Annotated in this window: 10 protein-coding genes; 8 read left to right on the forward strand and 2 right to left on the reverse strand. The window is 47.6% G+C overall.

Going from position 1 to position 12,457, the window contains the following annotated elements; translation table 11 throughout:
* The first annotated feature begins 210 nt into the window (after positions 1 to 210).
* Both C7R94_RS24490 and argH read left to right on the forward strand, forming a co-directional pair.
* On the forward strand, positions 211 to 1,470 hold the full coding sequence (locus C7R94_RS24490; RefSeq protein ID WP_047069728.1) for an argininosuccinate synthase: 1,260 nt from the start codon (positions 211 to 213) through the stop codon (positions 1,468 to 1,470).
* Positions 1,467 to 2,912, forward strand: coding sequence for an argininosuccinate lyase (argH, locus tag C7R94_RS24495; RefSeq protein WP_047069727.1), 1,446 nt, complete (start codon positions 1,467 to 1,469; stop codon positions 2,910 to 2,912). The genes C7R94_RS24490 and argH overlap by 4 nt, the downstream gene beginning before the upstream one ends.
* Positions 2,913 to 2,972: 60 nt before the next feature.
* On the opposite strand, the gene C7R94_RS24500 is transcribed toward argH, so the two are convergent.
* Positions 2,973 to 3,884, reverse strand: coding sequence for an acetamidase/formamidase family protein (locus C7R94_RS24500; protein WP_106785322.1), 912 nt, complete (start codon positions 3,882 to 3,884; stop codon positions 2,973 to 2,975).
* Positions 3,885 to 4,023: 139 nt separating this feature from the next.
* Here C7R94_RS24500 and C7R94_RS24505 point away from each other — a divergent pair, with 139 nt between their 5' ends.
* Positions 4,024 to 5,124 carry a GerAB/ArcD/ProY family transporter gene (locus C7R94_RS24505; RefSeq protein WP_106785323.1) on the forward strand — a complete coding sequence of 367 codons (1,101 nt, stop codon included), beginning with the start codon at positions 4,024 to 4,026 and terminating at the stop codon, positions 5,122 to 5,124.
* Positions 5,125 to 5,180: 56 nt separating this feature from the next.
* On the opposite strand, the gene C7R94_RS24510 is transcribed toward C7R94_RS24505, so the two are convergent.
* Complete coding sequence (locus C7R94_RS24510) at positions 5,181 to 6,338, reverse strand: iron-containing alcohol dehydrogenase (RefSeq protein ID WP_106785324.1); 1,158 nt, start codon at positions 6,336 to 6,338, stop codon at positions 5,181 to 5,183.
* 331 nt (positions 6,339 to 6,669) lie between these two features.
* Between C7R94_RS24510 and ftsE the strand changes: the two genes are divergently transcribed.
* The 5 genes from ftsE (at position 6,670) to C7R94_RS24535 (ending at position 12,411) form a co-directional block, all read left to right on the forward strand.
* A complete protein-coding gene (gene ftsE / locus C7R94_RS24515; RefSeq protein WP_069850788.1) occupies positions 6,670 to 7,356 on the forward strand; it encodes a cell division ATP-binding protein FtsE in 687 nt (228 codons plus the stop codon).
* A complete protein-coding gene (gene ftsX / locus C7R94_RS24520) occupies positions 7,346 to 8,242 on the forward strand; it encodes a permease-like cell division protein FtsX (protein WP_106785325.1) in 897 nt (298 codons plus the stop codon). The genes ftsE and ftsX overlap by 11 nt, the downstream gene beginning before the upstream one ends.
* Positions 8,243 to 8,269: 27 nt before the next feature.
* Positions 8,270 to 9,472, forward strand: a complete 1,203-nt coding sequence (locus C7R94_RS24525; RefSeq protein WP_106785326.1) for a murein hydrolase activator EnvC family protein — start codon at positions 8,270 to 8,272, stop codon at positions 9,470 to 9,472.
* Positions 9,473 to 9,564: 92 nt separating this feature from the next.
* A complete protein-coding gene (locus C7R94_RS24530) occupies positions 9,565 to 11,034 on the forward strand; it encodes a S41 family peptidase (RefSeq protein ID WP_106785327.1) in 1,470 nt (489 codons plus the stop codon).
* Positions 11,035 to 11,049: 15 nt separating this feature from the next.
* Entirely contained in the window at positions 11,050 to 12,411 is a 1,362-nt protein-coding gene (locus C7R94_RS24535) for a PDZ domain-containing protein (protein ID WP_106785328.1), read from the forward strand.
* Positions 12,412 to 12,457 lie beyond the last annotated feature (46 nt).

The following is a 12,457-nucleotide window of genomic DNA, read 5'->3' on the forward strand; positions in this document are numbered from 1 at the left end:
CCTTTTGCTGACGCAAACGTTTATGCATAAACAGATGATGAGTATGCATAAAAACAAGATGCTTTTTATGCGAGAATTGTATATTTTCATTGTATCTCCGTTTTTGACTGCGAATTAACAAGAAATTCACAAGAAAAATAGTTGTATTTTTATTAGTTCGTTTGTATAATTACTCGCATAAGAGAAACTTCGAAACGGGGAGAGAGAATGATGGCAAAAGAAAAAATTGTGTTGGCCTATTCAGGCGGTTTAGATACATCGGTAGCAATTAAATGGCTGCAAGATACGTATAACTACGATGTCATTGCAGTTGCATTGGATGTAGGGGAAGGGAAAGACCTCGATTTCGTACAGAAAAAAGCATTGCAGGTAGGGGCATTGAAATCAATCGTAGTGGATGCAAAAGATGCATTCGCAGAGGAATTCGTATTGCCAGCCTTGAAGGCAAACGCGATGTACGAAGGCAAGTATCCATTGGTGTCTGCACTGTCGCGTTACTTGATTTCGCGCGTGCTGGTTGAAATCGCGGAAAAAGAAGGCGCGGTAGCTGTCGCACACGGTTGCACAGGAAAAGGAAACGATCAGGTGCGCTTCGATGTTTCCTTCACTGCACTGAACCCGGATATCAAAATCGTGGCGCCGGTTCGTGAATGGGGCTGGACGCGTGACGAAGAGATTGAATATGCGAAAAAGAACAATATCCCGATCCCAATCGATTTGGACAATCCATACAGCATTGACCAAAACCTGTGGGGCAGAAGCTGCGAGTGCGGTGTTCTGGAAGATCCATGGGCCGCTCCTCCAGAAGGTGCATACGACCTGACGAAGTCGATCATGGATGCTCCAGACGAGGCAGAAGAAATCGAAATTACTTTCGTGCAAGGGAAGCCAACTGCATTGAACGGCGAAGAGCTCCCACTGGCCGAGCTGATCCTCAAGCTGAACAAAATCGCTGGAAACCATGGAGTAGGCCGTATCGACCATGTGGAAAACCGTTTGGTGGGCATCAAATCTCGCGAAGTTTACGAGACACCGGCTGCAACTACTTTGATTTTGGCGCACCGCGAGCTGGAATTCCTGACGCAACCTCGTGAGGTCGCTCAGTTCAAACCGATTGTCGAGCAAAAACTGGCGCAAGTGATTTACGAGGGTCTCTGGTATTCGCCAATTCGCAATGCTGTCCAGGCATTCATTGAAGAAACGCAAAAGCATGTAACGGGTGTCGTACGCGTAAAGCTGCACAAAGGACATGCGATCGTCGTAGGCCGCACCTCTGCATCGTCTCTCTACAGCCATGAACTGGCGACTTATAATGCGGGTGACCAATTCGACCACAAAGCAGCACTCGGTTTCATCAAACTGTGGGGTCTGCCTACAAAGGTATACGCACAGGTAAACGAGGGTGTACTGCACGAGAATAAAAATACTGCCATTAAGATTTTGGATGAAAAGGATGCGATCAAGCAATGAAACTCTGGGGAGGACGCTTCACGAAGCCGACGAATCAACTCGTAGAAGAGTATACTGCTTCTATTTCTTTCGACCAGAAAATGTGGCGACAGGACATCGTCGGAAGCCTGGCTCATGTTGCCATGTTGGGCAAGTGTGGCATCCTGCCGATGGAGGAAGTAAGACAGATCATCGCTGGCTTGAAAAAAGTAAAAGAGAAAATTGAGCGCGGGCAAGCTGAGTTTCTCGTTGCGCACGAAGATGTGCATATGAATATTGAAAAGATGCTGATTGAAGAGATCGGTCCGGTGGGGGGAAAACTCCACACTGGCCGCAGCCGCAATGATCAGGTTGCGTTGGATATGCACCTGTACCTCAGAGAAAAGCTGATGGAGATTATCCAATTGGCAATGTATTTGCAAGAGGCATTGCTTGAGCAAGCCAGCCAGCATCTTGATACCGTTATGCCAGGCTATACACATTTGCAGCGCGCGCAACCAGTATTGTTCGGCTATCACCTGATGGCGTATGTGTCCATGCTGCAACGCGATATCGAACGGATGACGGAGACGTGGAAGCGTGTGAATGTGCTGCCGCTTGGAGCAGGTGCCCTCGCAGGTACGACATTCCCGATCGACCGCACGTTTGTAGCGGAATTGCTGCAATTTGACGGCATTTATCAAAACAGCATGGATGCAGTGAGTGATCGTGATTTCATTGTCGAATTTTTGGCAGACGCTTCTTTGGTCATGACCCATCTTTCCCGTCTGTGCGAAGAGCTCGTCATCTGGAGCAGTCAGGAATTCTCCTTTGTGGAGCTAGACGATGCGTTTTGCACGGGGTCCAGTATCATGCCGCAAAAGAAAAATCCTGATGTAGCAGAGCTGGTTCGCGGAAAAACTGGGCGTGTTTACGGCAATTTGTTTGGATTGTTGACCGTATTGAAAGGTTTGCCGCTGGCGTACAACAAGGACATGCAAGAAGATAAAGAAGGCATGTTCGATACGGTAGCAACCATTCATGGTGCGCTAGCGTTGCTCACGCCGATGATTAAGACGATGCAAGTCAAAGCAGATCGCATGCGTCAAGCAGTTACCAACGATTTTTCCAATGCGACAGACCTGGCAGATTACTTGGTTCGCAAAGACATGCCATTCCGTCAGGCGCATGAAGTTGTAGGGAGAACCGTCTTGTACTGCATCGAGCAGCAAAAATATCTTCTCGATTTGACCTTGGAAGAATTCCAGAACTTCTCAGAGGCTATTGGGGCAGATGTGTATGACGCTCTAGCTGTTGAGACAGTTGTCAATGCACGCAACGTGTTGGGCGGAACTGCCCGTAATCAGGTGGAAGTCCAAATTGATTGGTACCGCAAGCAACTGGTAGAAACACATGCGTGGGTGGACAAAAACAGTCAAAAGGTCATGATTGAATCCTTGATCGATGTCGGTTCGCCCGCATAAAAACGTACTTGTAGGTAAAGCAAAAAACCCCAAGCTTTGGGGTTTTTTTGCGCTTTATCCTTATCTACCGACTATTTTCGAATCAAAGCCTACTGCGGTTGCGTACGCAAGAGGCAACTCCATGCGGGCTGTCTTTAAAGGATCGACGACCTGGCAGATACGCAAATCTCCCGCAGCGGAGAGCAGGAAGGTGGCTTCGGCTTTTTCTAAGCCCAGCTCTTCGTGTAGAAATTGCACCATGTTAATTACCGCTCGATCCGCAGCCTTGTCCAGCTCCTTTTCCGACGCAATCGTGATCAGGTGCTCTTGGTTGACTGCCATCGGTAACGGCCACTGCTTTCCTTTTATCACATCGAGCTTTACGGTTACTTCCCCTGCGATTTCTACACCACATACAGCTACTTCACCGTCAGCCATTGCAGCATGGAGGTCACCAAGGGCAAATAATGCGCCCGGAACATTTACCGGTAAAAGCAATGTAGTACCTTCACGGATTTGCTTGCAGTCCATGTTGCCGCCGTGATCCCCCGGCGTACCGCATGAAATGGCTTCTTTGGCAGGAGCTGTTCCAATTACACCAATCATGGGGTTGATCGGAACCTGAAGCTTGTCTGACAATACAGCTTTTCCATCTTGTATCGGAATCATTTTAATCACATTTTCTTGCAGGTCGAATCCCATTACACCCAGTTCTGGTCCAGTAACCATTACGCCTTGGTTTTTAATCTCAATTTTCTGAATATGAATAACCAAAATATCGCCTGGTTCTGTTTTTTCTATATAAATAGGGCCGGAAGCAGGGTTGATCCGATTCCAATCAAGCTCTTGAAACACGGTGTCATCCGATTGGATTTGGTCCTCGAAGCAATCGCAGGTTTCAAACGTTACGATACTGCCTGCTTCCACCTTCAAGACTGGAAGATTCTCAGGAGACATGGCATAAATCACGTCCTGCTTTTTTACTCTGTACATGATTGCAGTCCTCCACTCCATTTCAGAATTTACATATATTTCTTTATCATAGCATGAAATGCCTGTGTGTTTAGCGTCAAATCATGGAGGAAATAATTGTACAAAGGGATCGAAGGCCTAAAGAGAGCAGGGAACAATCATGCAAGAGAGCTACAAGATCAGTCCCCGTCAACTATTGATGCTCGTCACCCTTGTTACCATTGGGGACTCCGTTCTCGTCCTGCCTGGCACGACGGCTGCACTTGCTAAACAGGATGCGTGGATATCCGTCCTGATCGGGCTTGTGGTGGGACTGCTCAATATTATGTTACTCATAGCTGTGGGAAAGCTTTATCGGAATCAAAGCTTTTTCACCTTCGTTGATCAAACCGTTGGGAGAGTGTTGGGAACCATCATTACACTCTCGTTCATTTGCTATACTCTGTTTTCAGCAGGGGCGCATGTGATGGAAATTGGCGACTTTGTTGGCACGCATCTATTAGTCTCGACACCGAGATTCGCGATACAGCTATTGTTTGTCATTGTGATTATGTTTGGTGTGAGTTTAGGATTGCAAACAGTCGCAGAATCGGCAGAAATCTATTTTGTCTGGTTCTTTTTCTTTTTTGGTTTACTCATGATTACTCTTCTGCCACAGGTGGAAATGTCTCGAATTCAACCTGTTTTTGAAAATGGGTGGAAGCCTATTTTGCAGGGATCTACAGCGGCATTTGCCTTTCCTTTTTCAGAGCTGGTCATATTTATGGCGGTTCTTCCGTTTGTCTCGCCCATTCAAAAACGAATGAGATCTTTTTTTCTGGGGACGTTGCTTGGGGGAATTGTGCTGTTCATCATCATGGTGATGTGCATCCTTGTTTTGGGGGCAGAACAGACTTCGCGGCATTTTTATCCGACCTATGTTCTCATCAAACAGCTAAAGCTCGGGGATTTCATTCAACGGCTAGAGGCGATTATCGCGGTGATCTGGTTTATCGCGGTAAGTGTCAAAATTACGCTGTACTGCTTGTTTTTCCATTTGGGAATCCGTCACGTCTTTCGAATCGACAACTTCAAGGTTCTAATCTTTCCGTACATTGTTTTGCTCATGGTGATGTCTACGATTTTCTCGCCCAATATGATCGTCTATGGCGACATCATTGCGAAGTACTGGCCATTCTATGATTTTACCTATAGCGTCGGTGTGCCGGTGGTGCTGTTATGTGGAAATCTTATTCGGAAAAAATGGCTGAATCAAAACTGACGATCAAATTAACAAACGCCGTACTCCCATTTCTGGAAGGCGGCGTTTGTTTGTGTTTACAAAGACATGCGAAGAATCTGTACCACATCATCGCTGGTCAACGTTTTGAATTGGCCGATCGGTCCAAACGGAGTAGCTTTTTCAGCCATGAGCTGCAAATGCTCGTCGGTGATACCGTAATCAGCCAAGCGAGTAGGGGCACCGATTCGCTCAAAGAAAGCTTCCGTAGCGGCGATCCCTTCCAATGCCACCTCATCATCTGTTTTGCCGACAGGATCGACATTCCACACTTCTGTCGCGAACCGCACAAAGCGAGTGACGTTTTCACGGAACACATAGCGCATCCATTTCGGGAAGATGATCGCCAGACCGCCACCGTGCGGGATGTCGTAAACAGCACTCACAGCATGCTCAATGGAGTGGGTTGCCCAGTCTGTTGTGACACCAACCGGGAGAGTGCCGTTCAATGCCATTGTTCCGCAGTACATAATGTTGGCTCGCGCATCGTAGTCTTCCGGATTGGCGAGGACGCGTTCTGCATTTTCGATGACGGTCTTCATGATCGACTCGGCAAAACGTGTCTGCAATGGAATTTCGGTTGTATGCGTGAAATACTGCTCGAATACATGGGACAAAATGTCGCTGATTCCGTAGATCGTTTGGTCGCGAGGTACGCTAAACGTATGTTCTGGGTCCAGAATCGAAAACGCAGGAAAAGTTGTCCCAGCCCCATGCTTTTCTTGTGTCTCCCAATTGGTGACGACACTTCCCCGGTTCATTTCAGAACCAGTAGCAGCAAGTGTCAGTACGGTACCGAGAGGCAAAGCCTCTTGTGCGACCGCTTTGCGTGTATAAAAATCCCATACATCTCCTTCGTAAGGCACACCGATCGCGACTGCTTTGGCCGCGTCGATTACACTGCCACCACCTACAGCGAGTATCCAATTGACGCCCTCTTGGCGGCATAACTCAATTCCTTTGTTCACGGTACTCAGACGTGGATTTGGCTCCACTTCTGGCAACTCATGCACGCGGCAGCCCGCAGACTGGAGGAGAGAAATCACTTTGTCGTAGAGACCGGTTCGCTTTATACTGCCACCACCATATACCAAAAGGACAGTGGGACCTAGCTGTCTTGCTTTTTCCTCGAGCTGGGCCAATTGACCCCGTCCAAAAATTAGCTGTGTCGGGTTATGGTAAACAAAATTTTCCACGTTATAAACAGCTCCTTTTTTATGATGCCCTCTTGTCACACTCATTGTAGCCAACTGTTTTCCATGAAGCTAGTTAGGAATGTGCAATCTTATTTTCTCCCTAATTCGTGACAGTTGTTAACAATCGAAGCTGTTTCGACAAGAAATGAGAGATTTAGTGGATACCATCCGTGATTCGTGATGGTATAATAGATAAGATGGGAAATCCCGCTGTTTTTCAACAAGGTATGGCAGCGGTTGCTAGTGGGTAGAGGGGTTTTGTCGATTTTTACTTTAAAATTCAGGATCAAGATACATAGACAAGGATCTGACGAAGTAGGATGTGATTGGCTTGATCGAAATGTTCGATGTGTGGAAAACATACCCGAATGGAACGAATGCTTTGAAAGGTATCAACATTCGGATTGAGAAAGGTGAATTTGTGTACGTAGTAGGCCCCAGTGGTGCGGGTAAATCTACGTTTATCAAATTGATGTACCGTGAAGAGAAGCCGACGAAAGGACAAATCTTTTTGGGTGGCTTCAATGTCAGCAGAATCAAAGAGAGACAAATTCCATTAGTCCGCCGCAGTATTGGTGTCGTGTTCCAGGACTTCAAGCTGCTGCCGACATTGACCGTTTTCGAAAATGTCGCGTTTGCGATGGAGGTAATCGAGAGCAATCCAAAACAAATCAAGCCGCGTGTGATGGATGTTTTGGGACTGGTAAAGCTCAAGCATAAAGCAAAAATGCTGCCAAGCGAGCTGTCCGGCGGTGAGCAACAGCGTGTTGCCTTAGCGCGTGCACTGGTGAATAGTCCGGGAATTATTATCGCGGACGAGCCGACGGGGAACCTGGACCCAGAGACCTCATGGGAGATCATGAAGCTGTTTGAAGAAATCAATCAGCGTGGCACGACAGTCGTCATGGCTACCCACAATAGAGAAATTGTCAACACCATGAGAAAACGGGTGATTGCGATCGAAGCAGGCCAAATTGCCCGTGATGAGCAGAGAGGGGAATACGGTTATGAAGATTAGGACGCTGGGGCGCCATGTCCGTGAAGGGGTCAAAAACCTCGGGCGGAACGGCTGGATGTCGTTCGCTTCTATTAGTGCCGTGACCATTACCCTCTTTATCTTGGGCGTTTTCCTCATTCTGGCGATGAACGTCAATTACTTTGCGCAAAGCGTGGAAAAGCAAGTAGAAATTCGGGTCTTCATGGACTTGCTGGCGACAAAAGAAAACATCACACAGGTTGAGAACAACATCAAGAAACTTCCTCAAGTGGAGTCTGTTTCATTTGTTCCGAAAGACGAAGGGCTGAAGCAATTTAAAGAGAGCCTTGGTGAAAAAGCGTATTTGTTTGAGGGATTGGAGGAAAGCAATCCTCTGCCGGATGCGTTTACCGTAAAAACGAAGCAACCGCAAGACACTGCTGCTGTTGCCGCTCAAATTAAGAATCTCCAGTATGTCAAAAGCCTAACCTATGGGGAAGGCACTGTGGAAAAGCTGTTTTCCTTGACAGGAGCAGTCCGAAATGTCGGGATTGCCTTTATTATTGGACTTGGTTTTACAGCGATGTTCTTGATTGCCAACACAATTAAGCTGACAATTGTGGCACGTCGCAGAGAGATTGAAATCATGAAGCTGGTTGGTGCCACGAACTGGTTTATCCGTTGGCCATTCTTTGTGGAAGGGCTCATGATGGGGGTGGCAGGGGCATTGATTCCGACCATTATGTTAATGGTTGGCTATTACTACCTCCTGGATGCCATTCACTCCAGCTTTGAAGCTTCCCAACTGTTTAAACTGTTGCCGCTATTCCCGCTCGTGTATCAAGTGGCGTTGGCATTGCTGGCGATTGGCGCGTTTATCGGGATTTGGGGAAGTTTGGTGTCCGTACGTCGCTTCTTGCGAGTTTAATAATTTGAAGAGCGTGGGAGGAGTATCATGAGAAAGAGAATCCTGCTAGCACTCGTGATCACTGGTCTTGTAGTCGGTACGGTGCTCCCGACGAATGTGAGCTTGGCAGCGCCTAGTAAGGCCTCTTTGGACAAGATTAATCGAGAGCTAAAAGAGATCCAAAAGAAGAAGAAAAGCCAGCAGCAGCAATTGAAGAAGACCGAAGAACAAATCAATGTCGTACAAAAAGAGAAAAAAGGCTTGGAAACGCAATTGATGCAAATCGATTTGCGTCGCAACGATACACAGAAAAAGCTGGACAAGCTTGAGCAGCAAATGGATGAGACCAAGGAAAAAGCAGCAAACGCGCAGGATAAGCTGGATGAGGCAAAAGACCGCGTGGCGAAAAGGGATGCCTTGCTCAGAACACGTGTGACTTCCATGTATGAACGCGGTACGGTCTCCTATTTGGATGTCCTTCTCGGTTCCTCTGACTTTGGGGACTTTTTGACGCGTATGCAGGCCTTGCAGCTTATTTTAGAGCAGGACACGCGTATTTTAGAGGATAACATTCGCGATAAGGAAACCATCGAGACTAAAAAGAAAGAAATTGATCATCAGCTGACTGTGTACGCCGGGATGTTCGATGAGGCTGAGGAGCTCAAAGCCGAATTGGACAAGCAGTACAAGCAAAGTATGGTGGTCAAGGCTGAATTGGAAAAGAAACAATCTGCTCTTGAAGTGGATTTGGAGCAGTATGGGCAGGAGCTTTTGGCTATCACCAAACAAGAATCAGCCAAATACGCGGAGCGAGTACGTGCAATGAGCGCATCCAGTACAGGCTACAAGGGTGGGAAGTTTGCCTTGCCTATCGCAAGTGGACAATTTCGCTTCACTTCTGGCTTCGGAATGCGGTCAGACCCGTTTACAGGCCGCTCGGCTGGGCATAATGGTGTAGATATGGCAGCACGGAAGGGAACGCCAATTTTGGCTGCGGCTGACGGAATCGTTCTCTTTGCAGGATATAACGGCGGCTTCGGGAATACAGTAATGATCAAGCATAACGCAGAATATACCACTCTGTACGGTCATATTCGCGAGGGAGGTATCAAGGTTTCTGTTGGGCAATCCGTATCGAGAGGTCAAAAGATCGCAGAGGTAGGATCAACAGGTCGTTCAACCGGAAATCACGTACACTTTACCGTCTATAAAAACGACGTAGCAGTTAACCCAATGCCATACTTGAAGTAGACCCTCGTGCGACCAGACAAATATTGTTAGCGGAACATGCATACACTAGCAGCATATCTTTTTCCGGTAGCACAAAGGATGGTGACGTAACAGTGAGATGGAAAGGACGTACCGTAATCGCGCTTGTACTCATCTCCATGGTAGCCAGTAGTTTTATTACGATGGCGATCATGAAGACATCGGCTAGCGCCAGTTCAAGTCAAGGTGGGGCATTAACAGCATCCAGCATGGCGCTATTTTCTGGGAGCGGAGATTATCCGAAAGAGTTCCAGAAGCTGTACGAGGCGTTTTCAGCAATCAAGAAAGATTACATCCAAAATGTCACCAATGAGCAGTTAGTAGAGGGTGCAATTGGCGGAATGGTCGGGTCTCTCGAGGATCCGTACAGTGATTACATGGACCCTCGTTCTGCTGAGGAGTTCACATCTACCCTGCACTCGACTTTCCAAGGGATCGGGACAGAGGTAACGATGCAAAATGGTCGGGTAACGGTTGTTTCGCCATTCAAAAACTCTCCAGCAGAGCGTGCAGGGCTGCGGCCAAACGACCAAATTTTGAGTGTAAATGATGAATCCCTTGAAGGATTGGACCTGCATCAGGCAGTGACGAAGATTCGTGGTCCAAAAGGAACGAAGGCGGTTCTCAAAGTAGTGAGGGCCGGAGTGCCAGAGCCTCTTACCATCGTGTGTGTGCGTGACGACATTCCGATTGAGACAGTAAACAGTCAAATCATCGAGAAGAACGGTGTTAAAGTAGGTGTGATCAGCCTTACCCAATTCTCGACAGACACAGCTAAGCACTTCAAAGAACAGCTGGCTGCTCTTGAGCAGAAGGGGATTGGCGGTCTGGTAATTGACGTTCGAGGCAATCCGGGCGGGTATTTGCTAGCTGTGAAAGAAATCGGAGAAATCCTCGTACCGAAAAAAGGCAAGATCGTGCAAATCGAGTATGGAAATGGCGGACAGCAAAAAGAGGAGTATTTCTCGACTACAGAAGCTGCCAAGCCTTATCCAATCTCGGTACTGATTAATGGCGGAAGCGCCAGTGCATCGGAGATTCTCGCGGGTGCTATGCGGGATAGTGGCAACTACAAGCTGGTCGGTGAGAAGACCTTTGGTAAGGGAACCGTTCAGAGTACAATGGAAATGAACGACAAGAGCCAATTGAAGCTGACGATTGCCAAGTGGGTCACACCGAGTGGTGAATGGGTCCATAAAAAAGGCATTACGCCAGATTTTGCAGTCAAGCAACCAGATTATTTCAACGCGACTCTGTTGCCGGCAGATAAAATATTGCAACGCGACATGGCTGGCACTGACGTGAAAAACCTGCAGCTCATCCTGAAGGGCTTGAATCTGTCCCCAGGACGTGAAGATGGCTATTTCGATGAAAAGACAGAGGAAGCAATCAAGCAGTTCCAAACCTCTAACAAACTCGAGGTAACTGGCAAAGTAGACGCGAAGACACGCTCGTCGCTGGAAGAAAGTCTCCGTAAAACGATGACGAAGCCAGAGAATGACCTGCAATTGCAAAAAGCTCTGGATGTAGTCACCGGCAAGTAATGAATAATCAAGAAAATGGAAGCAGGTAATTCCCTGCTTTCCGTAGAAATGATAACCACGGCAAATCAAATGCCGTGGTTTTTCTTTCTTTCAGTTGAGGTGAGGCAATTGGCGATACAGGCAGATATGCTTACCATTGCATATGGCTTTGCCGCATTTTTTATTAATCCTGTCTTCTATCTCTTTCTGGTGTTTATTTATTTGCATTATCGCAGACAGATGAACCTGGAAAGACAGCTTTTCTCTGCGCGCATTCAGTCCCCTCTGCTCTCGACGATACGGGCTGTAGGGATGGGCTTGGTGGGAGGCTTGCTGATTTCTCTTCTAAGTGCAGGACTCGGCGTGGTCGTGCAAGCACAGGATTTGTGGATACTATGGGGATTGGCGCTCATCTTGGCGCTGATTCGTTTACGGTTTCTCTGTTTCGCATATGCTGCAGGGATTTTGGCGATTTTACACGCGATCACACAGGTCATTCCACCGGTTACGGATGTTCCTGGATTGAGCTTTGTCTGGGAAATGATTCGTCAGGCGAAACCATTGCCGTTGCTTGCGTTAGTTGCAGTCATGCACCTGATTGAAGCGATGCTCGTACGCTGGAATGGCGGGCGGGACGCTTCTCCGCTGTTCGTGGAAGGGCAGCGTGGACGGATTGTCGGTGCCTATTTGCTTCATTCTTTTTGGCTGACGCCAGCCGTGCTGTTCGTACAGATGGAGCCAGGTGCTATGAGTGGTGCGTTGTATCCAGGGTGGCCGTTCTTCTCTCCGGGAGCTGCTTCATTCGGACTGATGCTTCTGCCGACAGTGACAGGATTCTCCGATATGACGCAAACGATGACACCTTATAGAAAAGCGACGCAGGTTGCGAAAAATTTGATGCTGTATGCGATCATTTTGCTGGGCTTATGCGCTCTCGCTGCATGGTTTTATCCATTGATCTTGCTGGCTGCGATCTTTGCGCTATTCGGTCATGAGGCGCTGTTTTTCTGGAGTCAGTATCAAGAAAGAAAACGTTCGCCTTATTTCATCCAGTCTTCGCGTGGCGTAAAAGTAATGGGAGTCATTCCGGGTACAAGAGCAGAGGAGATCGGCATCACACCCGGTGAGATTATCGTGAAAGTAAACGGCATTTCGGTGCGGGAAAAAGAAGATTTATATCCAGCACTACAAGCCAATCCTGCCTTTTGCAAAATGGAAGTACTTACGCGTGAAGGCGAGCTGAAGTTCGTACAGTGTGCGGTCTATGCGGGCAATCATCACCAACTGGGGATCATTGTGGTTCCGGATGCAAATACCCGTGCATTTGTTGATTTGAAACGCGCCAGTGTAGTCGAGCTGATCAAGCAAAAGCTGGAGAAGCTGAATGTAGGAGCATAAGGATAGTTGGGGAGAAGGTATGCAGACAAAAGTGCATACCTTCTTT

The organism is Brevibacillus sp. NRRL NRS-603, assembly GCF_003013445.1.
Lineage (GTDB): Bacteria > Bacillota > Bacilli > Brevibacillales > Brevibacillaceae > Brevibacillus > Brevibacillus formosus.

What these genes read in the sequence shown, in the direction of transcription:
- C7R94_RS24505 (WP_106785323.1), top strand. Translation starts at nt 4,024, where the DNA reads ATGCAAGAGAGCTACAAGATCAGTCCCCGTCAACTATTGATGCTCGTC.
- argH (WP_047069727.1), top strand. Translation starts at nt 1,467, where the DNA reads ATGAAACTCTGGGGAGGACGCTTCACGAAGCCGACGAATCAACTCGTA.
- C7R94_RS24525 (WP_106785326.1), top strand. Translation starts at nt 8,270, where the DNA reads ATGAGAAAGAGAATCCTGCTAGCACTCGTGATCACTGGTCTTGTAGTC.
- ftsX (WP_106785325.1), top strand. Translation starts at nt 7,346, where the DNA reads ATGAAGATTAGGACGCTGGGGCGCCATGTCCGTGAAGGGGTCAAAAAC.
- C7R94_RS24500 (WP_106785322.1), bottom strand. Translation starts at nt 3,884, where the DNA reads ATGTACAGAGTAAAAAAGCAGGACGTGATTTATGCCATGTCTCCTGAG.
- C7R94_RS24490 (WP_047069728.1), top strand. Translation starts at nt 211, where the DNA reads ATGGCAAAAGAAAAAATTGTGTTGGCCTATTCAGGCGGTTTAGATACA.
- C7R94_RS24535 (WP_106785328.1), top strand. Translation starts at nt 11,050, where the DNA reads ATGGAAGCAGGTAATTCCCTGCTTTCCGTAGAAATGATAACCACGGCA.